Genomic DNA, 23,297 nt, shown 5'->3' with positions numbered 1-23,297 from the left:
TCATGCGGCCTCCCGGGAGTCTTCGCGGAGTCGGTCCAGCGCCGCGGCCACTCCGCGCGCCGTGGAGTCCCAGCCGGTCAGCGCGGCGCGCCGACCGTGTGCGGCGGCCCGGGATCGGCGGCGTTCGCCGGGGTCGCTGATCCAGTGGCGCAGTGCCGCGGTGAGGGCCGGCCGGTCGTCCGGCGGTACGAGCGCGCCCGGCACGCTCCCGTCGGGTGCCAGCCCGACGGCTTCCGGAAGTCCGCCGACGGCGGTGGCCAGCACGGGGACGCCCCGGGCCAGCGCCTCGGTCACGACCATGCCGTAGGTCTCCGCGTGAGAGGCGAGCACCAGCAGATCCGCGTTGTCGTAGTACGCGTCCAGCTCGGTTCCGGGGGCCCGCGGGCCCGCGAGCCGTACCCGGTCGCCGAGCCCGCGCTCCGCGATCAGCGCCCGCAGCCGGGACACGTACTCCGGGTCCTGGCCCAGTCCGCCGACGCACACGCAGCTCCACGGCAGCTCGGCGACCGCCGAGAGGGCCTCCACCAGCTCGTACTGCCCCTTGCGCGGGGTCACCGACGCGACGCACAGCAGGCGGGGGGCCGCGTCGCTGCCGTCGCCCGCCGTGGCGGGTGCCGGTGCCAGGGGGGCCGGGTCGGCTCCTGGGGCGGCGACATGGACCCGCCGCCGGTCGAGACCGTGGTGGTGCACCAGGCGTGCCGCCGCCCACTCGCTGGTGGCCACCACCGCGGGGACCGCACGCAGCGTGTGGCGTTCCGCGGTGTCCAGGGCGCCGGCCTCGGCCGGGTCGAGTCCCGTCTCGTCGGCCAGCGGAAGGTGCACCAGCACCGCCAGGCGCAGCCTTACGGCCTCCGGGACGACCACGTCGGGTGCGGCGCAGGCGACCAGGCCGTCCAGCAGCACGAGGCTCCCGTCGGGCGACTCCCGAAGGATCCTGGCCAGTGCCGTCCGCGCGGCGGCGTCCGGCCGGGGCCAGTCGCCGGGCACGGTCTGCTCGTCCACCTGCCAGCCGATCCGGGGCAGGTCCGCGCACACCCTGCGGTCGTACGCGTTGCCGCCGCTCGGCGTGGCGGGATCGTGGACGCCGGCCGGCATCACGATCCGTACCGGAGAAGCGTGAGCGCTGGTCACAGGGCCCGCTCGTAGCTTGCCCACGCGATGTGCGACTCGTGCAGGGTGACGCTGATCCCGGTCAGTCCGCGGGCCCCCTCACCGAGGGCCCCGGCGTGCACCAGGCCGGCCAGCCGGTCGGCGATCACCTTGGCGAGGAACTCGGTCGAGGTGTTGATCCCGGCGAATTCGGACTCGTCGTCCAGATTGCGGTAGTTGAACTCGCCCACGATCTTGCCCAGCTCGGTGGTCGCGAGGCCGATGTCCACGACGATGTTGTCGTCGTCCAGCTCCGGCCTGTGGAAGGTGGCGTCGACCAGGAAGGTCGCACCGTGCAGACGCTGTGCTGGTCCGAAGACCTCCCCGCGGAAACTGTGGGCGATCATGAGGTGTTCGCGGACGGTGACGCTGAACAACGGCTGTGCCTCCGGTCGGTACTCCTGGCCGCTAGGGCCCGTGTCCTTCAGTACGGCCGGAGCGTACGCCGCGTTCAGAGGCCCGGTTCGTACCGGTCCTGCCGGTCGCACCGGTCGTATTCATATGAATCATTCGTAGCGCACCCGGTGGCACATTCCGGGCAGCTCGCCGGATGCGATACGGGCCAGCACCGACGGCAGTTCGGCGAAGGCGCACTCGCCGGTGATGAGCGCGTCGAAGGCCGGGTCGGCGAGCAGCTCCAGCGAGAGCGCGAGACGGTCGCCGTAGGTGCGGCTGGAGCGCCGCGCCGGGGACACCCGCCCCACCTGGCTGCCCCGCAGCACGAGACGCCCGGAGTGGAAGGCCTCCCCGAGCGGCAGGCTGATGCGCCGGTCGCCGTACCAGCTCAGCTCCAGGACCGTGCCCTCCGGGGCGAGCAGCTCCAGCGAGCGGGTCAGTCCGGCTTCCGTCGCGCTGGCGTGTACGGCGAGGTCGCAGCCGCCCAGGGCGTCGGCGGGGAGTGCGAAGTCGACGCCGAGAGCCTCGGCGACGGCGGCACGCGCCGGGTCGGCGTCGACCAGCTGGACCCGGACCCCGGGGTAGCGGGCCAGCAGCCGCGCCACGGAGCAGCCGATCATGCCCGCGCCGACGACGGCGATCCGGTCGCCGACCAGGGGCGCCGCGTCCCACAGCGCGTTGACGGCGGTCTCCACCGCCCCGGCCAGGATCGCCCGTTCGGCGGGCACGGTGTCCGGTACCGGGGTCACGGCGCTCGCCGGGACCACGAAGCGGGTCTGGTGCGGGAAGAGCGAGAAGACCGTGCGGCCGACGAGCTCCCGCGGCCCCTCCTCGACCAGTCCGACGTTCAGATAGCCGTACTTGACCGGCCCCGGGAACTGCCCCTCCTGGAACGGCGCCCGCATCTCGGCGTACTGGCTCTCGGGCACACCGCCGCGGAACACCAGGCTCTCGGTGCCGCGGCTGATCCCTGAGTACAGCGTCCGGACCTGCACTTCGTCGTCTGACGGGGCCGCCAGAACCACATCGCGTATGTCGCCGCTGCCGGGGCAGCCGAGCCAGAAAGCACGCGCCGCGCGTTCGCTCGACGGCTCGGCCGACGGCGCGTGCGACGACCCGTTCGGTGACGCTGCGGACTCCATTGGGTGCCTCCCGCTGAACACTCCGGTTCCGGTTTACGTTCTGAAAATCATGAGGGCCGCGCATACGGAACGCGGCGTTCATCGACTCTGCCACACAGCCGGAGGGTGGTTACGCAGTGGCCCTGAGCGGCACTTTCGACGCCAGACTGGTGCGCCCCGAGACAACCGCGGGGGCGGGCGCGCAGACACTCCTGCTCGTCCTGCTCGGCACCGTGACCGGCCTTGGGCCGGCGGGCTGGCTGGCGGGCCTGACCTTCACGTTCGCCACCTGGGCGGTACTCACGCGGGCGTTGCGCCGGTCATGGCCCCGGCGGGTCTCCTTCGGGCCCGCCAACGGCGTCACGCTGGCGCGGACGGTGCTGGTGGGGGGCGTGACCGCGCTTGTCGCGGACTCCTTCGTGAGCGGATCCCCCCTCACGGGCCCCTTCGTCAGTCATCCGTCGCTCGCGGTCATGGTGGCCCTGACGGCGGTGGCACTGGTCCTCGACTGCGTGGACGGGCAGGTGGCGCGGCGTACCGGCTCGGAGTCCTCGCTGGGGGCGCGCTTCGACATGGAGGTCGACGCCTTCCTCATCCTGGTGCTCAGCGCCCATGTCGCGATGTCGCTGGGGCCCTGGGTGCTGCTGATCGGTGCGATGCGGTACGCCTTCGTCGCGGCGGCCAGGTTCCTGCCGTGGCTGAACGGCCCGCTGCCGCCGAGCATGGCCCGTAAGACGGTCGCCGCGCTCCAGGGCATCGTGCTTCTCGTGGCGGGCTCCGGGATCGTGCCGGTCGAGGTCTCGGCCGCCATGGTGCTGATGGCGCTGGCCGCGCTGGTCTGGTCGTTCGCGCGGGACATCCGGTGGCTGTGGCGGGCAGGGCGGGTGCGCGAGAGCGGGAGCGGGACGGTGGTGCTCCGCGAGCCCACGCACGTGGGGGTCTGAGGGCCCTGGAAGCACGGACTGCGGCGCCCCGCGCGACAAGCGGGGCGCCGCAGTCCGTGCTCCGGTACCCCTCAGCGGGCGGAGGAGAAGGTGCTCAGGAACCGGTCCCGGAAGCTGTCCATCCGCCAGACCGGGGCCTTCGCGCCGGGCTTGAGCCCGTCCTCCCAGCCCCATCCGGAGATCCGGTCCAGCACCGCCTGGTCACGGGCGACGATCGCCACGGGCACATCGCGGCCCAGACTGCCCCGGGTGACCGTCGAGACGGGCTGGTGGTCGCCCAGGAAGACCAGCACCGTGTCCTTGTCGCCGTACTTCTCGACGTACGAGATCAGGCTGTTGAGGGAGTACTCGATGGCGCGCCGGTACTCGTTGCGCACCTGGTCGGGGTCCTGCCACACCTCCTCGGGGCTCTTGCCCTCCTCCTTGATGGAGTCGTAGACCGAGCCGTCGCCGACCTGGTCCCAGCCGATCATCCTGGGTATCGGGGCCCAGGGGTTGTGGCTGGAGGCGAGGATGATCTCCGCCATCAACGGCCCCCGCTCGGCCTTGCCGTGTTCGAGACGCTCGAACGCCGCCAGGCTGTACTGGTCGGGCACGGGCGTCCAGCTGAACTTCGGCCCCTGGTAGCCCAGCTTCCCGGAGTCGTACACGTGGTCCAGCCCGTAGAACTTCCCCTCGGGCCAGGACCGGGTGACACCCGGCATGATGCCGACGGTGCGCCACGCCCTCGTACGCCGGAAGGCGCTGGTGAGGGTCATCCGGTCGCTCGCGGTGAGGCTGCGGTAGCGTTGCTGGTTCTTGATCCACAGGCCCGAGTTGAAGGTGGAGTGGGCCAGCCAGCTCCCGCCGCCGTAGGTCGGCGAGGTGAGGAAGGCGCTGCGCGAGGAGAAGCCCGCCGCGCGCAGCCGCTGCGTACCGTCCGCGAGCACGGCGTCGACCTGCGAGGCCATCGCCGGATCCTGCACGGCGCTGCGGCCGTAGCTCTCGATGAAGGTGAAGATGACGTCCTTGCCGCGCAGCCCGCTCAGCAACTGGTCCGGGGGCGTGGCCCGGAAGGCGTCGACGCGGGACTCCTTGGCGAACTGCTCCTTGTCCTCCAGCCCGGCTCGCACCTGGTGCACCCGCTCCTGGGCGAGGTCGGCCGTGGTCCCGGAGGCGAAGGGGAGCCCCACCGACGTCTGCGGACCGAGCAGCGCCAGCACCATCCACAGGGAGCCGAACGCGAAGGTGCCCTGGGTGGCCACGGCGCTGTGCCGCACCACCAGGTGGCTCACCCTGACGACCGCCAGGGATATGAGCACCAGCAGGGCGAGCACGAGGAGCACTACCCCGGTTTGGGCGGCGATCGCGCCTGCCCTGCCGACGGAGTCCTCGAGGAACGACCTGGCGTCGTCGAACAGGATCCAGTCGAGCACGAGGTCGAACGGCCGGTCCAGCACGGAGAAGAACCCCATGTCGAGGAACTTCAGGACCGTCAGCACCCCCAGCACGGCCCCGCCGACCGCCGCCGTGACGCGCCTCGCTCGCGGGCGGAGGGCCTGGAGGACGAGGAGGAGCGCGGCGCCGAAGACCCCTTCGACGGGGATGCGGAAGAAGACCCCGGAGGTGAGGTAGCCGGGCTTGTTCGGCACGAGCAGGGCCAGGAACACGAGCACGGCGGCCAGTGCGGTGGTGGAATGCCTGACGACGCGCGCCGCGCCTGGATACCGGCCGCGCCACCCGCGTACGGCATCGGGGGTGGTGGGAGCGGCCCCGGCGGCCTCTTCCGCGGATTCCGGGCCGGACCGCGCCGCGCCGGGTGCGCCGGGCGTGTCCGGCTCTGCTCTGGCCTGCCTCGGGAGCCGGACCCGTCTCGGCTGCGCATCTTGTTCCTGCTGTTCCTGCTGTTCCTGCTGCCCCTGCGGTTCTTGCGGTTCCTGCAGTTCCTGCTGTTCTTGGCGAGAGCGCGTCCAGGGCGTCACCCGAGGATCCTTCCGTACTGGCCCGGTGAGGCACGACGGCCCGGACCCGGGAAGCCCGGGGTCGCCGTTATCAGTACGGCTCGGCGATGCCATCAGTTCAAGCCGTGGCCTGTGCCCCATGATGGGGCAGCCCACCACTTCGGGAGTGACCCGTGTCTCACAGCACCACCGTCAGCACCACGGCGCGCACCGCGCGACGCCTCTCCGTCCTCACCGGAGCCGCGTTCGCTGCCTCGCTCGTCCTCGCCGTCCCGGCATCGGCACACGTGGAGGTCGAGGCGGAGGACGCCGCGGCCCTCGCCGAGAACGTCACGCTGGACTTCAGCGCCGAGTCCGAGTCCGACAGCGCGGGCATCAGCAGGATGGAGGTCATCCTCCCCGAGGGCATCGTCCCGGCCGACATCACCTACAAGGAGGGTCCGGACGGCTGGAAGTTCGCGGCCACACCGCGCGGATACACCGTCTCCGGCCCCGCGGTCGGGGTCGGCGACGACGTCGAGTACTCCGTGACCGTACGGCAGTTGCCCGACGCCAAGTCGCTGGCGTTCAAGACCCTCCAGACATACGGGGACGGGCGGGTCGACCGCTGGATCGAGCTGGAGAAGTCCGGCGGCGGGGACGGCCACGGTCACAGTCACGGTGACGGCAACCCGGCGCCGCTGCTCGCCCTGAAGCCCGCGGCGCCCGGGGCGAAGCCGGTGGCGCCCAGCCCGAGCGCCGCGCCGGAGAAGTCCCCGGCGAAGGGGACCCCGGCGAACGAGGCTCCGGCGAAGCGCGCGACCGGGCAGCAGGGGCCCGAACAGGAGCGGGAGAGTGACGGCGGCTCGCCGCCCGCCCCCGCGCTGGTCATCGGTGCGGTGGTGCTGGCCGCCCTCGCCGGTGGTGTCGTGTGGTGGAAGCGCCGGGGCGCCTCCGCCTGACCGCATCGGCAGCGCGCGGCCTCCCTGTGCCCTTGTGCTGTCTACGGGGAGGTCGCCGCGATCAGCCGCAGATTCCACCGTCCCGCACGGCCGGTGAGGCCGACACCGGACAGCGGTGGCACGTCGATCCGCCAGAACGCGGTCAGTGGCGTGCCGAGCGCGTGCAGGATCGCCGCCCGTACGACGGCCGGCTCGACCACGCCAAGCACGCGCGGCCCGGCGTCCTGCGGCAGTTCGTCCAGCCAGGCGCCCATCCGCAGGCACAGCTCCCGCACGGACTCCCCGCCGTGCGGTGCCGCCCCGGGGTCGGCGGTCCATTCCCCGACCGGCTCGGGGCCCACGTCCGCCACCACATCGGCGAGCGAGCGTCCCCGCCAGTCCCCGTAGTCCAGATCGCGCAGTCGGTCGTCGACGGTGGCGTCGAGTCCCAGCGCCTGTGCCGTCTGCCCGCACCGTACGGACGGCGCGGTGAGCACCACCGACGCGGTGGGCAGCGTGGCCGCCGCGGCCCTGGCCTCGCGTACACCCCGTTCGTCGAGCGGTCCGTCGCCGAACCGGGCTTCGCCGCGTACCGAGGGACCGGCTGCCGCGCACAGCAGTGTCAGCCTGATCGTCATTTGGCCGGATTCCTCCCCGTGTTGCCCGGCCCGCTCCCGGGCCGTTCCGGATCCTAAGTCCGCCCGCGCACCCCGCCCGAGCGCCCCTGTGTGATGAAGATCGCTGGTCAAAGGCCCTATTGGCGGCGGGTTCGCGGACCGATACCCTTCCTCCGAAAGGATGACGGCATACACGGAAGTCCGGTGAGAAACCGGCACGGTCGCGCCACTGTGTGCCAGGCGGTCAGTTCCCTTGCCGGGGACGGGCCCGCCGGGTGAGTCAGACCCGTGATCGTCATCGCGTGCACCACCGAAAGCGGGACGCGTGTTCCCGAGGAGGTCCGGTATGGCCCAGTCCGCCATCACACCCGCCGAAATCCCCGTTTCCCAGCCCGTCGTGGCGAAGCTCCCGGTCCGCGTCGTCGCGCCCTGGGCCGCCTTCTTCGGTCTGCTGATGCTCGTCCTGCTCTACTTCGTCGGCGCCGAACAGGGTGCTTTCTCCGTGTTCTCCGGCGAAGGCGTCCACGAGTGGGTCCACGACGGCCGTCATCTGCTCGGCTTCCCGTGCCACTGATGCGCATACGCACGGAACAGGACATCAGCACATGAAATCCGCAACCGTAAGGGCTCTCCTGGTCCGTGGCATGCTCGCGGGCGTGCTCGCCGGGCTGCTCTCGTTCGGACTCGCCTATCTCATCGGTGAACCGCAGGTCGACGCCGCCATCGCCGTCGAGGAGGCGGGCGCGGCTCACCACGGCCACGGTGGTGGCGGTGGCGAGCCGGAAGAGGAACTGGTCAGCCGTGCGGTGCAGTCGACCGCCGGTCTGAGCACGGCCGTTCTGGTCTACGGCACGGCACTCGGCGGCATCACGGCACTGGCGCTCTGCTTCGCGCTCGGCCGTGTGGGGGCCTTCGGCACACGTGCCACGGCCGCGTTCGTCGCGGCGGGCGGCTTCCTCGCCGTCGCGTTCGTACCGTTCCTCAAGTACCCGGCAAACCCTCCCGCCGTCGGCGACCCGGAGACCCTCAACCAGCGCACCGCGATGTTCTTCCTGATGATCGTGCTCAGCGTGCTGCTGCTGATCGGGGCGGTGCTGGTCGGCAAGAAGCTCGCGCCGCGCTGGGGCAACTGGAACGCGACGATCGCCGCGGGCGCCGCCTTCGCCGTGGCGGTGGGCATCGCACTGGCCTTCCTCCCGGCGGGCGACGCGATCCCGGAGCACTTCCCGGCCGACGTCCTGTGGCAGTTCCGTCTGGCGTCGATCGGCGTCCAGGCCCTGCTGTGGGCGGCGCTCGGACTGATCCTCGGCGAGCTGTCCCAGCGGGTGCTGGAGCCCAAACCCGCACAGGCGTCACGGCAGTCGGCGGAGCCGGCCGCTTCGGTGCCCGCGAGCTGAGTCACGCGACACGAATGGACCCCGCCCGGGGGCGCGCCCGGGCGGGGTCCTTCTTTTTGGTCTTTCTTCTCGGTCTTCTTCCTGGTCCTCCGCTGTGGTCTGCTCCGTGGTCGTGCTTCGTGGTTTTGCTTCAGACCAGGACCCGGGCGGGCCGCAGTGTGAGGTGCGCGGTGAGGAAGGCCCACATCGCGGGTGCCATCCACTGGGCCATGTCCTCCGCGCTGCACAGATCCGCGGAGAAGCTGAGGTTGGCGAGTTTCCCCTGCGGGAGCACGCGGGCCAGTTCCTCGGCCAGGCCCGGCGCGTGCGTGTGTCTGTGCGGGTGTGCGTGGCGCCGGTGGTGTCGTTCCCCGCCGGGGATGATCAGAGTGGGTGCGGAGACGGCGGCCAGTGCCGCCATCCTTCCGAAGGTGTGGGCGATGTCCTCGGGGGCGAGGTCGTCGGCGTTGATGACGACTGCCGCCGCGATGTGCTCGGGATCGTCCGCCGCCGCACGGAGCGCGATGGCGGCGCCCGTGCCCGTACCGCCGACAGCAGCCTTGCGCAGCCCGAGATGGCCGACCAGCGACGCCACGTCGTCGGCGTCCCGTGTCTCGGCGACTGTCACGGTGTAGCTGTCGGCGAGCCGCCGGGCCAGCGGGAGCAGCCCGCGGTGGTCCGGTCCGCCCGGACTGTGCGGTCCGCCTGAGCCGTACGGTCCGCCTGAGTCGGGCAGGAGGATGGCAGCCGGTCCCATGCCGAGCCGGGTGGCGTGCAGGGGGTGACCGTCACTGCCGGGATAGCTGAACGTGTCCATGCCCTGTCCTCCGGTCCCGCGCGGTCGCGCTGTCGAGGAGCCGACACGTCGTGCGTCATATGCTCAAGAGTCAAGGAAGCTGCCCGTTACAACCATCCGGCAGTCGTCCGGAACCGCCCCCGCCGGGTGGCTGGCCCGTCCCCGCCGTCCGGCCGGGACGAGCCGCCGCGACACCGGCCGGCATGGTACGAAATGGTGCTTATCGGGTAGTGGTCCGACGGGCGAGTGGAGCACACGTGATCCGGGTACTGGTGGTCGACGACGAAGCCCTGATCCGCACGGGCTTCCAGCACATCCTCGACGCGGCCGACGACATCGAGGTCGTCGCGGCCGTCCCCGGTGGCGAAGCGGTCAGGACCGCCGAGGAGCGGCGCCCCGACGTGGTGCTGCTGGACATCCGGATGCCGGATGTGGACGGGCTCACCGTGCTGGCCGCGCTGCGCAAGCTGCCGAAACCGCCCGTGGTCGCCATGCTCACGACCTTCGACATGGACGAGTACGTGGCCACGGCCCTGCGCTCGGGGGCTGCCGGTTTCCTCCTCAAGGACACCGACCCCGAGGCGCTGCCCTATCTGGTGCGGACCCTGGCCGACGGGGGAGCCGTACTGTCCTCCAAGATCACCCGCACGGTAGTGGACCGCTACCTCGAAACGGGCGCGGGCTCCCACGAGAGCGCGGCCCGGGGCTTCGGGCTGCTGACCGAGCGGGAACGTGCCGTGCTCGTGCTCGTCGCCGAGGGGCTCTCCAACGGGGACATCGCCACGCGGATGCATCTGAGCACCGGCACGGTGAAGGACCATGTCAGCGCGATCCTCACCAAGCTGGAGGTGGGCAGCCGGGTCCAGGCCGCGCTGCTCGCCGAGCGGGCCGGGCTGCTCAGGCCGTCGCGTACGGAGGGGCAGAAGGCGGACGGGTCGCGTACGGGGGAGGAGCCGCGCACCCGTACCGAGGAGGCGCCATGATCCCCCGTGGAATCATGCACGGCGCGGTGGTCGACCACACGGTGGCCGAGCACGGCTCGCTGCCGAGACGGCTGCCCACCCCGCTGGTCAACGCCGCCCTCGTCGCGTTCTCGCTGTTCGACGCCTGGATCCAGGTCGGCACCCATGACCCGCTGCTGCTGTCCTTCGCGCTGGTCGCCGCGGTGTCGCTGCTGCTGCGCCACCGGCTGCCGCTGCTCACGTTCATCGTCACGCTGCCCGCCGTCATGGTGTCCGACGCGGTCTTCGCCGCCCTGGTCGCGCTGTACACGCTGGCCTCGCTCACCCGCCACCGTGTCCTGCTGGGGGCCTGCGCCCTGGCCTTCACCGTCTGCGACACCATCAAGTGGCCGTCCGCCTCCATCGACCTGTCCAGCACCCAGAGCCTCGTCGCCCTGGGCTACTCGGCGGCCACGGCAGCCGCCCCCGTGTTCCTCGGCCAGCTCGTCCAGACCCGGCGCGATCTGTCCCTCCGGCTCGTCGAGATCTCCGAGGCTCGCGACCACGAGCGCCTGCTGACCGCCCAGAGCATGCTGTCCCAGGAACGTGCTCAGCTCGCCCGCGAGATGCACGATGTGGTCTCCCACCAGGTGAGCCTGATCGCGGTACGGGCCGGAGCGCTCCAGGTGGGTACCCGGGACGCCGAGGTGCGGGATGCGGCCGCCACGATCCGGCGCCTGAGCGTGCAGACACTCGACGAACTGCGGCACATGGTCAGCGTGCTGCGCGCCTCAGGGGGGCGCCCCACGGAGCTCACCCCGCAACCGTCCGTGGCCGATCTGCGCCGGCTGGTCGACAGCAGCGGTATCGAGGTCGAGCTGTGCACGAATCTGCCGGACGGCCTGCCGGCGACCGTCCAGCGCGCGATCTACCGCACCGTCCAGGAGGCGCTGACCAACGTACGCAAGCACGCGCCCGGTGCCACGGCCACGGTACGCGTCCGCCACGAGGAGGGCGCGGTGCGCGTCAGCGTCACCAACACCGCCCCGACCCGGCCCGCCCTCCCGCTGCCCAGCGCGCACTACGGGCTGGTCGGCCTGCGGCAGCGGGCGGCACTGCTCGGTGGCACGGTCACATCGGGCCCGACGGCCGACGGCGGCTACGAACTGCGTCTCGAGCTGCCGGCCAGGGGGGACACGGCCTGACGAGGCGCGTCGGTGGCGGGCGCGGTGCGGGCGCGACGAGACGCGGCGCGACGAAGACGAAGACGCGAAAGCCAGGCGACGCGAAGTCAGGGATGCGCAGCCAGGGGACGCGCACGTCAGGGCTCTTCCCGCTCCAGCTCGAGCTTGGCGGCCAAGAGCTCCCTGCGTGCCTCCTCGCCCACCACGGGGAACTGCGGATCGATCTCCATGAGGGTGTGCGCCAGCACCGCCGATGTGCAGATCCGGGCGAACCACTTGCGGTCCGCCGGCACGACGTACCAGGGAGCCCATTCCGTACTGGTCGCCGACAGCATCTCGGAGAAGGCCTGCCGGTACTCGTCCCAGTGCCGCCGTTCCCGCACATCCGCGGCCGAGAACTTCCAGTTCTTCTCCGGTACGTCGATCCGCTGGAGGAAGCGCCTCCGCTGCTCCTCCTTCGAGAGGTTCAGGAAGACCTTGACCACCCGGAACCCGTTGTCGCTGAGATACCGCTCCCAGTCGTTGACGGCCCGGTAGCGGCGCTCCCAGAGCGCGGGACCACGAGCCTCCTCCGGCAGCCGCTGCCGGTCGAGGTGCTCCGGGTGCACGCGTACCACGAGGACCTCCTCGTAGTGCGACCGGTTGAAGATGGCGATCTCGCCGCGTGACGGCAACCTGCACGCGTAGCGCCACAGGTAGTCGTGGCCGAGCTCCTCGGACGACGGCACCTTGAAGCTGCTCACCCGGACGCCCTGCGGGTTCACCCCGCTCATGACGTGCCGGATCGTCCCGTCCTTGCCGCCCGCGTCGATCGCCTGGAGGCAGAGCAGCACCCCGTGGGTGCCCTGGGCGGCCAGCCGCGTCTGGTACTCGGAGAGCAGCTCCACACCGGTCCGCAGCAGATCCGCGGCGTCCTGCTTGTCCAGGTGCGCCTTGTAGCGGGGGTCGAAGTCCTTCGCCAGGTCCACCAGCGACCCCGGCTCCACCCGCAGCGGTCGGACGAACTCCGCGATCCGCTCTGCCCCGGCATCCCCGATACCACCGACATCCGCCATCGCCCCATTCTCGGGGCACGGGCACCGCGGCCTCAACCGCACCGCCGCACCGCTGCCCCGCCGCACCACCGCTGGCGATCAGGGGCGCCCCGGTGTGAGCTGGGCTTGAGCAGCAAGGGGGTACGGCCGGCCCAGGAGGCAGACATGGCGGTGGCACGAGTCGGACTCGTCGTCCACGGAGGACGCCCCGAAGCCGTCGGCGCGGCCCGGGTGGTCCGCGACTGGTGCGAGGGCCACGGCATCCGCTGCACGGACATCGACGTATGGCGCGACAGCGAACCGCGCCACCGCCCACGCGAGGAGCTCGCGGCGGCCGGGGATCCCGACCTCATCGTCACCCTGGGCGGAGACGGAACCTTCCTGCGAGGCGCCCGGCTGGCCGCCGAGAACGACGCACTCGTCCTCGGCGTCGACCTCGGACGCGTGGGTTTCCTGACCGAGGTCCCCGTCGAGGACGTGTGCATGGCACTGGACGCCGTCCACGAGGGGCGCGTCACCGCCGAGTGCCGCATGATGCTCGCGATGCGCGCCTCGTGCCCCCTGGAACTCCCCGAGGACATGGAGATGCTGCTCCGCTACGGCCGCGGCCCGCTCCTGCCCCCGACCTGCGCCCGCCCGGACTGCGCGGCGGGCGGTGGCTGGGGCATCGCCCTGGAGGCCACCGCCCTCAACGACGTCGTCCTGGAGAAGCTGGCCCGGGACCACCAGGTGTCGGTCGGTGTATACGTCGCGGGCAGGCTGCTGGCCTCGTACTCCGCCGACGCGCTGATGGTCGCCACCCCCACCGGCTCGACCGCTTACAGCTTCGCCGCCGGCGGCCCGGTCATCTCCCCCCGCGCCGAAGCCCTGGTCTTCACCCCCGTCGCCCCCCATATGACCTTCAACCGCTCCGTCATCGCCGCCCCCGACGAACCCATCGCCCTGCGCCTCCTCGACCGCTCGGGCCTCGCGGTGGTCAGCATCGACGGCCAGGTGCGCGGCATGCTCCACCCCGGCGAATGGATCGGCGTCTACGCGGCTCCCCGCCCCCTGCGGGCCGTGCGCCTCGGCCCCACCGACTTCTACGGACGACTGCGTGAACGCATGCGCCTGACCGACGCCCCAGCGGCCGCGGCAGACGGCGACGCCGCCCCGCTCTGGCCGCTGTCGACCCCGGCCCCGCCGGACCTGGCCCATCTGAGCCTCCCGCCGGTACGGACGGACGCGTATCCGCTGCGCTGAACGACTCAGGCGCCGTGCTCGGCGAGGAAGCCGGTGATGAGCCGCCGCCACTCCTCGGGCTGTTCCACCATGGGCAGATGGCCGGTGGCCATCTCGACGAGCCGGGCGCCGGGGATGCCCTCGGCGAGCTGGCGGTGCAGGCGGGTGGAGGTGAAACCGTCCTGGGTGGTGGAGATGACCAGGGTGGGTGCCTGGATGCCCGGCATGTCGTCGCGTACGTCTATCCGGGGGGCCAGTTCGGCATGTTCGGGGGTGCCGTCGGCGATGCTGGCGGCGGTGAATCCGACGGCCTGCCGGAGCTGCTCGTCCGGCATCGCCTCCAGGGCTTCGGCCCCCACGGCCATCATCGTCAGGTACTCGGCGAGCAGTTGGCGGTCGCCCGACTCGGCCAGCTTGCGCCAGACCGGCAGGGCGAGAGCGAGACGGTTGTCGCGGTGGGGGAAGGTCGCGGTCAGCACGAGGGCGGTGACGCGCCCGGGGTGCCGGGCGGCCGCGCGGATCGCGACCGGGCCGCCGAGGGAGTAGCCGGACACCGCGAAGGTGTCCAGCCCCTCGGCGACGGCCGCGGCGACGAGCTGGTCGGCCAGGTCGTCCAGCGACAGCGGTGTGGTGGAGCGGGGGGTGTCGCCGCTGCCGGGGTAGTCGACGCCGACCACCTTGTGGTGGGCCGCCAGGCTTTCCAGGATCGGGCCGTAGGTGCCCGCCACGCTGCTGCCGGCGCCGTGCGCGAGGGCGAGTCCGGAGGCGGAGCCGGAGCCGGAGCCGAGGACGGTGCGGGAGAAGGTCGCTTCGGGAAGGGGGCGTGCGGACATGGGTGTTCCAATCTGAGAGTGACGGGGGATCAGGTGGTGCGGTGCCGCGACGCAGGTGGTTTCGCGGTCCTGCGTCGTGGTGACGGGGCGTTCGGTGGGTGGGCCGCGGCCGGCCAAGGGATGGAGCCGGTGCGGCCCAGGGGCCGCACCGTCGCTCCGGCGGTGCGAGGCGGCTCCCGGAGGCCGGGAAACAGCCGGGTCAGGGAAGGAGAACGACCTTGCCCTTGTTGCGGCGGGCCTCGATGTCGCTGTGCGCTGTGGCTGCCTGGTCGAGCGGATAGGCGCGCCACACGGGGATGTCGAGCTCGCCGGTGGCGGCCAGCCGCACCAGCTGCGCCAGGGACTCGTCGGCAGCGTCGGCGGTGCCGACGCTGAAGCGGACGCCGTGCTGCGCGGCGGACATGTCGGCGATGGTGACGACCCGCGTGCTGTCACCGGTCAGGGCGACGGAGTCGGCGAGTACGCCGGCGCCGGAGGCGTCGAACACGACGTCGACGCCCTGGGGGGCCGCGGTCCTCACCCGCTCCACCCAGCCGTCGCCGTAGCGGACCGCAGTGGCTCCGAGTGCCGTGACGCGCTCGGTGTCGTGCTCGCCGGCCGTGCCGGCGACGGTGATGCCGCGGGCGACGGCCAGCTGCACCGCGACGGTGCCCACGCTCCCGGCGGCGCCGTGGACGAGCAGGGTCTGTCCCGCCCGCACATCCAGCTCCCGCAGGACACGGAACGCGGTCCGGCCGACCGTGACCAGCGAGGCGGCGACCTCCCACGACAGGCCTCGGGGCTTGGCCACCAGCCTGTCGAGCAGGGCGAATTCGCCGTAGCTGCCACCGGCGGTGGCACCGAGGACCTCGTCCCCGACGGCCGCGTCGGCGCCCTCGCCGACGGCGTCGACGACACCGGCCGCGTCCAGGCCGGGGATCACGGGAAAGCGGGACGGGACGGCACCTGCCATCAGACCGGACCGGATCTTGATGTCGAGGGGGTTCACTGAGGCGGCCCGGACGCGGATCCGGACCTGGCCCGGGCCCGGTTCCGGCGTGGTGACCTCCGACAGCCGCAGCACCTCGGGTGCGCCGTACTCGGAGAAGGTGATCGCTCTGGACATCGGAGGACTCCCAGGTAGGGGGTAGGTGGGGAAGGGAACCGCAGGCGCTGGGACGTACGCGCTGTGCGGACGCATCGGCGGGTCGCCGCTCAGGCGGGAAGGCCGGGAAGGCCGTGCAGGGTGGGGTAGTCGGTGTAGCCGCGGTGGTCGCCGCCGTAGAAGGTCGCCGTGTCCGGGGTGTTGAACGGACCGCCGGAGGCGAGACGCCGGGGCAGGTCGGGGTTGGCCAGGAACAGTGCCCCGTAGGCCACCATGTCCGCGCTCCCGTCCTCGACCAGCCCCAGCGCGTCGGGACCGGTGGAGTGGGGGTAGGTGAACGGATTGAGGACGAACGTGCCCGGCCAGACCTTGCGCAGCCGCGGGGTCAGCTCGCGGTTCGGCCCCTCCATCAGGTGCAGGTAGGCCAGGTCCAGGCCGGCCAGCCGGTCAAGCAGGGCGAGGTAGACCTCTTCCGGCTCGTCCTCGGAGATGTCGTTGAACTGGTTCCCGGGCGAGATCCGAAGGCCGACCCGGTCGCCGCCGATCGCCTCGGCCACGGCCGTGACGACCTCGACGGCGAAGCGGATACGGCCCTCGGTGGTGCCGCCCCAGGCGTCGGTGCGGTGGTTGGTGTTGGGCGCGAGGAACTGGTGGATCAGGTAGCCGTTGGCGCCGTGAAGCTCCACGCCGTCGAAGCCGGCCTCGATCGCGCCCCGGGCCGCGTCGGCGAAGTCGGCGATGGTCTGCCGGATCTCCGCTTCGGTCAGCTCCTTCGGCGTCACGAACTCCTTGGGCCCCTCGTGGGTGAAGACCCGGCCCTTGGCGGTCACCGCCGACGGCCCCACCGGGACCAGACCGTCCGGCAGCAGGCTCGGATGTCCGATCCGGCCGGTGTGCATCAGCTGCGCGAAGATCACCCCGCCCTCGCCGTGCACGGCGTCGGTGACCGTCCGCCATGCCCGTACCTGCCCGGGCGTGTGCAGGCCGGGGGTGTCGGGGTAACCCTGGCCGAGCGGGGAGGGCTGGATGCCCTCGGTGACGATGAGCCCGGCGCCGGCGCGCTGCGCGTAGTACGTCGCCATCAGCGTGGTCGGCTCGGCGCCCGGCCCGTAGGCGCGGCTGCGGGTCATCGGTGCCATCACGAGGCGGTTCGCCAGGTGCTTGCCGCCCAGGATGATCGGATCGAAAGCAGTGGTCATGGTCTCTTCCTCGGGGGTTGGGCCGTGCCGTGGCACGGGCGCTGGAAAGCCCGCACCAGCGGATGCTTGTCTGAACAAGTAAATCACCTGTCCGAACAAGTAACACTTACGAATCCATTCCCGCCGTCCCATGTGAAGCGACTAGCGCGCTGCTACCTGCCCCTACGTCCCCTGTATTCGGTGCCAGTACTGCGAGGTCAGAGGCAGGACAGTAGGGTTGCACTGCCCAAGCAGGAAAGTGAGATGCAGATGACGCAGTCCGCACCGGAAGCCGGGAACGGCTCCGCGGGGCCTACGGGTATCGGTCAGGAAGCCACTGTCCCGGTGCCGGCCGCGGCCGGCGGCGGGCCGGTCAGTCACGCGATCTTCCGCCTGGCCCGTCTGCACCGCATGTTCGCCGGACAACTGCTGCGCAGGATCGGCCTGCACCCGGGGCAGGAGCTGGTCATGATGCACCTGTGGGAGCTCGGCCCCCAGCGGCAGATCGACCTGGTGCGCCTGATGGACTCCGACGCCGCCACCATGACCCGCACCGTCCGGCGCCTGGAGCAGGCCGGCTTCGTCCGGCGCCGCCCCTCGCCCACCGACAAACGCGCGTCGCTCATCGAGCCGACGGCAGCGAGCCACGCCCTGCGCCGCCAGGTCGAGCAGGTCTGGAGCCAGCTCGAGGACCTCTCGACGGCGGGTCTCTCCGACGACGAGCGGACCGCGGCCCTGCACACCCTGGAACGCCTGGAGCGCAATCTCGTCCAGGCCGCCACCGACGCGGCGGGTGCGAACGGGGAGGGCGGCCGGTGACCCCGCAGCCCTCTGCCTGACCGGCGCGCCGGCGGGCATGCCCGGAAGCTGCGGTCACCAGGGCGACGGGGCGTACGTCGCGGCAGCCGGGCAGCCGTGCGGCCGGTCGCCGGAAGCGAAGCGGCCCCGTGTGCCGCCCGCCCCGCGTGCGCCGTACGGGCTGTGGCGCGCATCCCGGCAGTGCCGTGTGCGGGCGCGGCGAGGCGAGGTGGGACGCAGTGGCGGGCACGGTTCCGGTCCACCCGCGGCCTGTCGGCTGTCAGACCGCTGAGGTCGTCGGGCGCCGGCCGGGGAGCAGGGGCGCCGTCCCCGCGATGGCTGCCGCCTCAGCGGTACGTCGCCACGGTCTCGACCGTCGCCCGGGCGTAGCAGTGGGCGCAGAGAGGCGGGTGCCAGGCAAGCAAGAGTTCTGCGGGGTCGCGAGGTGCAAGTTCACCCCGGTGGGCGAGAGGGGCCGCCTCCTACGCGTGCGCGCGGGACGCCGACACGCTGGACAGCGGTTCCCCGTTCAACGATTTTTCCTTATATGAGGTGCCTTTGGTGGTGTTTCAGGCTTATCGGTGCATTTCGGGTGTGAACATCGGTGCGTTCGCCTCAGCCAGGCGCATCAGGCGCCTGCTGTGAAAGGAGCACGAATGCGGGCTTCCCGTTTTGCCGCCGCGCTGGGCGTCGCGGCTGCTGTCCTGCTGGGTGGCGCCACCGGCGCCAGTGCCGCCACCACGCCTTCGGTGGTGTCTCATGTCATGAACGACCGTGGACACGACCGCGGTGACGACCGCGGGCACGACCGCGGCGACAACCGTCGCGGCGACCGCGACGGCCGTTGGGACAACCACCGTGGCGACCGTGACGGTCGCTGGGGCCACCACCGTGGTCACCGTGACGGTCGCTGGGGCCACCACCGTGACCGCCGCTGGAGCCCCTGGGGTCACTGGGGCCACCGGCACCCCGGTCACCCCCAGCACCACGGCCACCACCGCGGTCACGACCGCCACGGCCACCGCTGACCGTTCTTGGGGTGCCCTTCCTGTAGCGGGGGCACCCCTCCCCCGCATCTCCGTACTCCTTCGGGCGATGACCGGCGAGACCGGGAAGCGAGCTCGTCCGAGAGCGGCGTGATGCGGTGGATCCCCAAGCGTCTGGCACGGTTGCGGCACAAGACGCTTGGCACGGTCTGGACAGTGAAGAAGCCCCGGGTCCCCGACCCGGGGCTTTCCCTTGAGGGTGGGGCGACGAAGTTCGTCCTTGGCCTCACAGATGGAATCGGAGCGGGGCGTGCGACGCTGAGCCGGTCCAGACGACAACAAAGGGGCTCGTCGTCTTCGCTTTTCCCTTGGACGGCGGAAATTGGCACCCGGGTTCTGATATCTGAAACGCCGGCCGAGACGCACGGTCACGGACCGCCGTGCCACTTATGGGCGCCAACCCTGATGGACGGCCGCGGACTTGCGCACGGCCGCCGCCTTCCCCTCACATCCTTGCCTCTACCCTTGAGGACTTCGGATTGATGGTTCACGAACAACCACGGAACGGAGCGCGCAGTGACCGCGGGGGAAGCGCATGGCGGAGAGCTGACGGGCAAGGTACTCGGCGGGCGTTACCGGGTGACCTCCATGATCGGGCGCGGCGGCATGGGGCTGGTCGCCCGGGCGGAGGACGAACTCCTGAACCGAGAGGTCGCCGTCAAGGTCCTGCGGGCCTTCACCGACACCTCCGCAGCCGAACTGGCCGGCGTGCGGACCCGGATGCAGCGGGAGGCGCAGGCCGCCGCCCGTATCCGGCACAGCGGCGTGGTCACCGTGCACGACGTGACGGAGGAGCGGGGCCTCCCGGTCATCGTCATGGAGCTCGTCGACGGGCCCTCGCTCGACGACGTGCTGACGGAGCGCGGCACACTGGAGCCGCACGAAGCCGCCGCGATCGGCGCCAAGCTGATGGACGCGCTCGACGCCGCGCACCGGGCCGGCGTACTCCACCGGGACGTCAAACCGGGAAACGTGCTGATCGAGCGCGGCGGCAGGGTCGTGCTCACCGATTTCGGCATCGCCACCATGGAAGCCTCCGCCGACGACGCCATGGCCAAGCTGACCCAGAGCGGTCAACTCGTCGGTTCCCTCGACTATTTGCCGCCGGAGCGCGCGCAGGGCAGGGAGCCCGGTCCCGCGTCGGACATCTGGTCGCTCGGCATGACGCTCTACGCGGCCGTGGAAGGGACTTCGCCGTTCCGCCGCACGTCCGCGTGGTCCACCCTGTCGGCGATCGTCACCGAGCCCCTGCCGGAGCCCCGCCGGGCGGGTCCGCTCACGCCGGTGCTCCGGGCGCTGATGGCGAAGGAGCCGGAGAACCGGCCCACCGCGGAACAGGCGCGCGGCATGCTGGAGCGCGTCGCCTCGGGCGGGACGGTGCACCTCGCATCCGCCGCTCCGACGTCGACTCCCGCGCCCGCTCCCACGGTGGGGCCCGGGGCTGCGGCCGCCGCCGCACCGGCCCCTGGGTTCGGTCCCCCGCTGTTCCCCCAGCACGCCCCGGAGTCTGAACCTCCGCATGCCGGCTACGTGCAGCCCGACCTGCCGCAGCACGGCGCGCCGGTCGCGGGCCACGCCGGGGTCCCCGCTCCCGAGACGGGTCGGACGGCAGTCCGTCGCGCACGGCGCCGCGGCAACCGCACGGTCGTCGCGGCTGCGGCCGCCGTCGTGCTCGTCGCCGCAGGCGCCGGCATCACCTACGCCCTGACTTCCCAACGAGGCGGCACGACCACGGAGGTCGCACAGCCGGCAAGGCCCGGCGTCGGCTCCCCCAAGGACAGCCCCTTGCCGACCGGGGGCAGCACTCCGTCGTCCGCCGGTTCTCCCGGCACGTCCTCGAAGCCGTCGACCTCGGAAGAGCCGGATGGCCACGAGGACGAGGAGCTGGGGCCCACGAAGAAGCCCGGCGTCGAAGGCGACAAGCCGACCGAGAGCCTGCCGGCCTCCCCGGAGACCAAGCCCAGCCCGACGGTGAAGGAGCCCACCCCGGTGTCGACGGCTTGCACCGGCTGGGGCCACGAGAACCGCAGCGATGGCTACGGCTACCTGGCCGGGACGTCCCACCTCTACACCGGGCCGTACGCGGAATGCCAGTACGTGACCGCGGTCAAGACCGGTGTGAAGCTCTACTACCACTGCTACATCACCAACGCCTACGGCAATAAGTGGATCTACGCCCGCATCGTCGGGACGAACACCGAAGGCTGGGCCCACAGCACCAAACTCACCAAGGAGAGCGGCACCCTGTCCCGGTGCTAAGCGCTGTCCCGTAATCCCCGGCGGGCGCACGACGACAGCTACGGCACCCTGCGTTGTCGAATCGCCCGAATACGCCCAGTATGAGGACGACCCTCCGCCTTGCGATGCACCGCATCTGACGCCGTGCGCTGATCCACCGGGGATTACGGGACAGCCCTTAGGCGTTCCCGACCAGTGAGCGGCACTCACAAAGCCGCGCTGGTCACACACGGCGGACATCGTCGTGTCAGCGCGCTCTGCGAGAGCGTCTACGAGGTTCCGGTCCGCCTCTGGACCGTGGCGACCAGCGGGCCCGGTGACGGTTCCGTACCCGAGTCCGTTCGCGTACAACTCTTCTGCCCCTGGGTGTGTCTCCTGTTTACTCAGAACACAGGAGACACATGTTCACGCACAGGAAGCTCCGCCTGGCTCTCGTGACGGCGACGGCCGTCTCGCTGACCGGCGGGCTGCTCGTCCTCGCGACCCAGACGGCGACCGCGGCCACGCCCGCCAAGTACGCCGACGACTTCAACGGCGACGGTTTCCGGGACTACGCGGTCGGCTGGGCCGGGGAGGTCACCGTCACCTACGGCACGGCGACGGGCCCTGGCACCGTGACGAAGACGTTCACCCAGGACAGCGCCGGCATCCCCGGAAAGGCCGGCGACAGCGGGGGCTACGGTGATTCGTTCGGCGATCAGCTGGCGAACGCGGACTTCAACCGCGACGGATACGCCGACCTCGCCGTCGCCGACCGCAGCGAGAAGGTCGGCACGAAGGTCGCGGCCGGCGCGGTCACCATCCTGTGGGGCGCCAAGTCGGGCCTCGGCACGAAGGCCACGCGCATACCCGCCGCGGCTCAGGCTCTGTACGGGTTCGGCGCCGCCCTGGCCACCGGCGACTTCAACGGCGACGGAAAGGCGGACCTGGCCGTCGCCGATGGCGTGAGCACCGTCTCCATCTACCGCGGCGGCTTCTCCCAGTCCGGCACGACGGGCGCGGTCACCCGGCACGAGTACTCCGACATTCTGGAACCGACCGGCCTCGTCGCCGGAAATGTCACCAAGGACAAGGCGACGGATCTGTACGTCCTCGGTCAGGGCTACAAGAACGACAAGATGACCCAGGCCGCCTGGTTCCTGCGCGGCGGCACCACGGTCAAGGCGGGCGCGTTCACGACGTACGACACGTCGTCACCGGATTACAGCCCGACCGGAGTCATCGCCGATTTCGACAAGAACGGCTATGGGGACCTGGCCGTCAGCGACACCCCGTACAACAAGCACGCGGGCTCGGTCGTCGTCCTGCGCGGCGGCTCGGGTGGCCCGACCACCTCGTACCGCCTGACCCAGACCACGGCGGGTGTGGCCACTTCCGCCACAGCGCACGACGGTTTCGGCTTCGCCCTCTCGGTCGGTGACACCGACCGCGACGGCTACCCGGACCTGGCGGTGGGCGTGCCCGGGGAGAAGGTCGGCACGCTCAAGCAGGCGGGCGGCGTGCACGTCCTGCGAGGCGGTGCGCACGGGCTCAGCGGCACCGGCTCCGGGTGGTTCACCCGCGCCACCGCCGGCGTACCCGGCAAGGCCACGCCGTACGAGGCCTTCGGCCAGTCCGTCCGCCTGCGCGACTTCGACCGGGACGGCGACGCCGACCTGCTGGTGTCGGGTGTGCTGCTGCGGGCGGGTGCGGCCGGTGTCACGGCCGATGGCGCGACGGAGCTCGCGCTGGTCCCCGCGTTCCCGCAGTAGGACGCCCATTCGCAGGCTGAGGAGCCCACCGGATCGGTCCGATGCCGCTGGTGAGTCGGGGGCCTGCGTGTCAACGGCCTGTACGACCCCGTTGGGGTTGTGCAGGCCGTCGACATGTATCTGAGGTGGGTTCGTGTCCCGGCCGTTGGCTTCGTATCGACGAGAGAAGACGGCCGTGTCCGGTCCCGGTGACAGCCGGTCGATCTCATGAGCCTGGACATCCGCAATTGTGCTGTCGAACGCTGAGTCGCCCCTTCAAGGGCCGTGTCCGGCAGGCCGCGCCTGAGCTGACGACCGGCCGGCGTGCGCTCGGCGACACCAAGTCAGACGCCTTCCGAGTCCAGGACAACGGTCTCGATGTGCTCGTTCACGCCGCGTCCGCGTCCGCGTTCTTGGAGGTGCCGACGGCGCCGAAGATCTTCGCGTGGGCCTCGCCGGCTGACCTCGGCGGGCGGGATTGAACGAATCCGTGGGGCTCGTGGCGCTCCGCTTATCCGTAGCGGGGTGAGAACCTGCAGCGGTGCCCCTGATGGGTAAGTGAAAAGTCCCGGTTGCTGACCGGGACCTTCGCCAAAGAGTGGGTGACGAGAAGTGAACTCATGCCCATAGCTCGGGAATCACCGCGCCTGTGAGCGTCTTTGGCGGCCTGACCAGCGGCACGGGCGCCAGAGCGAGCCACGCGGCATTTCCTGGGCAACCGCTATCGACCGCGGCTTACCGACCTGTCGGG

At 71.4% G+C, this 23,297-nt stretch carries 21 protein-coding genes and 1 riboswitch; of the genes, 11 read left to right on the top strand and 10 right to left on the bottom strand.

The window, feature by feature from the left end:
• The 3 genes from ABZ532_RS18110 to ABZ532_RS18100 form a co-directional block, all read right to left on the bottom strand.
• Window positions 1-1,095 (bottom strand): glycosyltransferase family 4 protein, encoded by a 1,095-nt coding sequence (locus ABZ532_RS18110; protein ID WP_361284237.1) that lies wholly within the window; start codon window positions 1,093-1,095, stop codon window positions 1-3.
• A gap of 32 nt (window positions 1,096-1,127) precedes the next feature.
• Window positions 1,128-1,526 (bottom strand): 6-carboxytetrahydropterin synthase, encoded by a 399-nt coding sequence (locus ABZ532_RS18105; protein WP_361283920.1) that lies wholly within the window; start codon window positions 1,524-1,526, stop codon window positions 1,128-1,130.
• Between the two features lie 129 nt (window positions 1,527-1,655).
• Window positions 1,656-2,687 (bottom strand): zinc-binding alcohol dehydrogenase, encoded by a 1,032-nt coding sequence (locus ABZ532_RS18100; protein WP_361283917.1) that lies wholly within the window; start codon window positions 2,685-2,687, stop codon window positions 1,656-1,658.
• Window positions 2,688-2,803: 116 nt separating this feature from the next.
• On the opposite strand from ABZ532_RS18100, the gene ABZ532_RS18095 reads away from it, so the two are divergent.
• A complete protein-coding gene (locus ABZ532_RS18095) occupies window positions 2,804-3,610 on the top strand; it encodes a CDP-alcohol phosphatidyltransferase family protein (protein WP_361283914.1) in 807 nt (268 codons plus the stop codon).
• A gap of 71 nt (window positions 3,611-3,681) precedes the next feature.
• On the opposite strand, the gene ABZ532_RS18090 is transcribed toward ABZ532_RS18095, so the two are convergent.
• A complete protein-coding gene (locus ABZ532_RS18090) occupies window positions 3,682-5,571 on the bottom strand; it encodes a sulfatase (protein ID WP_361283911.1) in 1,890 nt (629 codons plus the stop codon).
• 152 nt (window positions 5,572-5,723) lie between these two features.
• On the opposite strand from ABZ532_RS18090, the gene ABZ532_RS18085 reads away from it, so the two are divergent.
• The gene (locus tag ABZ532_RS18085) at window positions 5,724-6,491 is read left to right on the top strand and encodes a DUF1775 domain-containing protein (protein WP_361283908.1); all 768 of its coding nucleotides are present in this window, start codon (window positions 5,724-5,726) and stop codon (window positions 6,489-6,491) included.
• 41 nt (window positions 6,492-6,532) lie between these two features.
• Here ABZ532_RS18085 and ABZ532_RS18080 read toward each other — a convergent pair whose 3' ends face one another.
• Complete coding sequence (locus tag ABZ532_RS18080; RefSeq protein WP_361283905.1) at window positions 6,533-7,108, bottom strand: histidine phosphatase family protein; 576 nt, start codon at window positions 7,106-7,108, stop codon at window positions 6,533-6,535.
• Window positions 7,109-7,224: 116 nt separating this feature from the next.
• Window positions 7,225-7,394, top strand: a riboswitch (cobalamin riboswitch).
• 39 nt (window positions 7,395-7,433) lie between these two features.
• Between ABZ532_RS18080 and ABZ532_RS18075 the strand changes: the two genes are divergently transcribed.
• Window positions 7,434-7,661, top strand: coding sequence for a CbtB-domain containing protein (locus tag ABZ532_RS18075; protein WP_361283902.1), 228 nt, complete (start codon window positions 7,434-7,436; stop codon window positions 7,659-7,661).
• 31 nt (window positions 7,662-7,692) lie between these two features.
• The gene (locus ABZ532_RS18070) at window positions 7,693-8,484 is read left to right on the top strand and encodes a CbtA family protein (RefSeq protein ID WP_361283899.1); all 792 of its coding nucleotides are present in this window, start codon (window positions 7,693-7,695) and stop codon (window positions 8,482-8,484) included.
• A 130-nt stretch (window positions 8,485-8,614) separates the two neighbouring features.
• Here the strand turns inward: ABZ532_RS18070 and ABZ532_RS18065 are convergent, their stop codons facing one another.
• Window positions 8,615-9,280 carry an alpha/beta hydrolase gene (locus ABZ532_RS18065; RefSeq protein WP_361283896.1) on the bottom strand — a complete coding sequence of 222 codons (666 nt, stop codon included), beginning with the start codon at window positions 9,278-9,280 and terminating at the stop codon, window positions 8,615-8,617.
• A 236-nt stretch (window positions 9,281-9,516) separates the two neighbouring features.
• On the opposite strand from ABZ532_RS18065, the gene ABZ532_RS18060 reads away from it, so the two are divergent.
• Entirely contained in the window at window positions 9,517-10,242 is a 726-nt protein-coding gene (locus ABZ532_RS18060) for a response regulator transcription factor (RefSeq protein ID WP_361283893.1), read from the top strand.
• Between the two features lie 14 nt (window positions 10,243-10,256).
• Entirely contained in the window at window positions 10,257-11,405 is a 1,149-nt protein-coding gene (locus ABZ532_RS18055; protein ID WP_361284234.1) for a histidine kinase, read from the top strand.
• 116 nt (window positions 11,406-11,521) lie between these two features.
• On the opposite strand, the gene ABZ532_RS18050 is transcribed toward ABZ532_RS18055, so the two are convergent.
• The gene (locus ABZ532_RS18050) at window positions 11,522-12,439 is read right to left on the bottom strand and encodes a polyphosphate kinase 2 family protein (RefSeq protein WP_361283889.1); all 918 of its coding nucleotides are present in this window, start codon (window positions 12,437-12,439) and stop codon (window positions 11,522-11,524) included.
• A gap of 144 nt (window positions 12,440-12,583) precedes the next feature.
• On the opposite strand from ABZ532_RS18050, the gene ABZ532_RS18045 reads away from it, so the two are divergent.
• On the top strand, window positions 12,584-13,660 hold the full coding sequence (locus tag ABZ532_RS18045; RefSeq protein ID WP_361283886.1) for an NAD(+)/NADH kinase: 1,077 nt from the start codon (window positions 12,584-12,586) through the stop codon (window positions 13,658-13,660).
• 5 nt (window positions 13,661-13,665) lie between these two features.
• Here ABZ532_RS18045 and ABZ532_RS18040 read toward each other — a convergent pair whose 3' ends face one another.
• The 3 genes from ABZ532_RS18040 to ABZ532_RS18030 form a co-directional block, all read right to left on the bottom strand.
• On the bottom strand, window positions 13,666-14,472 hold the full coding sequence (locus tag ABZ532_RS18040; RefSeq protein ID WP_361283883.1) for an alpha/beta fold hydrolase: 807 nt from the start codon (window positions 14,470-14,472) through the stop codon (window positions 13,666-13,668).
• 199 nt (window positions 14,473-14,671) lie between these two features.
• Window positions 14,672-15,577, bottom strand: coding sequence for an NADP-dependent oxidoreductase (locus ABZ532_RS18035; protein ID WP_361283880.1), 906 nt, complete (start codon window positions 15,575-15,577; stop codon window positions 14,672-14,674).
• Window positions 15,578-15,666: 89 nt separating this feature from the next.
• Window positions 15,667-16,755, bottom strand: coding sequence for an alkene reductase (locus ABZ532_RS18030; protein ID WP_361283877.1), 1,089 nt, complete (start codon window positions 16,753-16,755; stop codon window positions 15,667-15,669).
• A 249-nt stretch (window positions 16,756-17,004) separates the two neighbouring features.
• Here ABZ532_RS18030 and ABZ532_RS18025 point away from each other — a divergent pair, with 249 nt between their 5' ends.
• The 4 genes from ABZ532_RS18025 (at window position 17,005) to ABZ532_RS18010 (ending at window position 22,567) form a co-directional block, all read left to right on the top strand.
• Window positions 17,005-17,553, top strand: coding sequence for a MarR family transcriptional regulator (locus ABZ532_RS18025; protein WP_361284231.1), 549 nt, complete (start codon window positions 17,005-17,007; stop codon window positions 17,551-17,553).
• Window positions 17,554-18,188: 635 nt separating this feature from the next.
• Entirely contained in the window at window positions 18,189-18,560 is a 372-nt protein-coding gene (locus ABZ532_RS18020; RefSeq protein WP_361283874.1) for a hypothetical protein, read from the top strand.
• Window positions 18,561-19,094: 534 nt separating this feature from the next.
• Window positions 19,095-20,837, top strand: a complete 1,743-nt coding sequence (locus ABZ532_RS18015; protein WP_361283871.1) for a protein kinase — start codon at window positions 19,095-19,097, stop codon at window positions 20,835-20,837.
• A gap of 380 nt (window positions 20,838-21,217) precedes the next feature.
• Window positions 21,218-22,567 carry an FG-GAP and VCBS repeat-containing protein gene (locus ABZ532_RS18010; RefSeq protein WP_361283869.1) on the top strand — a complete coding sequence of 450 codons (1,350 nt, stop codon included), beginning with the start codon at window positions 21,218-21,220 and terminating at the stop codon, window positions 22,565-22,567.
• Window positions 22,568-23,297 lie beyond the last annotated feature (730 nt).

Origin of the sequence: Streptomyces sp. NPDC019396 (genome assembly GCF_040632375.1) — a bacterium.
Classification (GTDB): Bacteria; Actinomycetota; Actinomycetes; order Streptomycetales; family Streptomycetaceae; genus Streptomyces.
The sequence above is the reverse complement of the archived record's forward strand: the minus strand, read 5'-3'. Positions and strand labels throughout refer to the sequence as shown.

Coding starts and splice junctions, on each gene's coding strand:
- ABZ532_RS18075 (WP_361283902.1), top strand. CDS start 7,434: ATGGCCCAGTCCGCCATCACACCCGCCGAAATCCCCGTTTCCCAGCCC.
- ABZ532_RS18045 (WP_361283886.1), top strand. CDS start 12,584: ATGGCGGTGGCACGAGTCGGACTCGTCGTCCACGGAGGACGCCCCGAA.
- ABZ532_RS18010 (WP_361283869.1), top strand. CDS start 21,218: ATGTTCACGCACAGGAAGCTCCGCCTGGCTCTCGTGACGGCGACGGCC.
- ABZ532_RS18030 (WP_361283877.1), bottom strand. CDS start 16,755: ATGACCACTGCTTTCGATCCGATCATCCTGGGCGGCAAGCACCTGGCG.
- ABZ532_RS18055 (WP_361284234.1), top strand. CDS start 10,257: ATGCACGGCGCGGTGGTCGACCACACGGTGGCCGAGCACGGCTCGCTG.
- ABZ532_RS18025 (WP_361284231.1), top strand. CDS start 17,005: ATGACGCAGTCCGCACCGGAAGCCGGGAACGGCTCCGCGGGGCCTACG.
- ABZ532_RS18080 (WP_361283905.1), bottom strand. CDS start 7,108: ATGACGATCAGGCTGACACTGCTGTGCGCGGCAGCCGGTCCCTCGGTA.
- ABZ532_RS18020 (WP_361283874.1), top strand. CDS start 18,189: ATGCGGGCTTCCCGTTTTGCCGCCGCGCTGGGCGTCGCGGCTGCTGTC.
- ABZ532_RS18100 (WP_361283917.1), bottom strand. CDS start 2,687: ATGGAGTCCGCAGCGTCACCGAACGGGTCGTCGCACGCGCCGTCGGCC.
- ABZ532_RS18065 (WP_361283896.1), bottom strand. CDS start 9,280: ATGGACACGTTCAGCTATCCCGGCAGTGACGGTCACCCCCTGCACGCC.
- ABZ532_RS18050 (WP_361283889.1), bottom strand. CDS start 12,439: ATGGCGGATGTCGGTGGTATCGGGGATGCCGGGGCAGAGCGGATCGCG.
- ABZ532_RS18070 (WP_361283899.1), top strand. CDS start 7,693: ATGAAATCCGCAACCGTAAGGGCTCTCCTGGTCCGTGGCATGCTCGCG.
- ABZ532_RS18110 (WP_361284237.1), bottom strand. CDS start 1,095: ATGCCGGCCGGCGTCCACGATCCCGCCACGCCGAGCGGCGGCAACGCG.
- ABZ532_RS18035 (WP_361283880.1), bottom strand. CDS start 15,577: ATGTCCAGAGCGATCACCTTCTCCGAGTACGGCGCACCCGAGGTGCTG.
- ABZ532_RS18040 (WP_361283883.1), bottom strand. CDS start 14,472: ATGTCCGCACGCCCCCTTCCCGAAGCGACCTTCTCCCGCACCGTCCTC.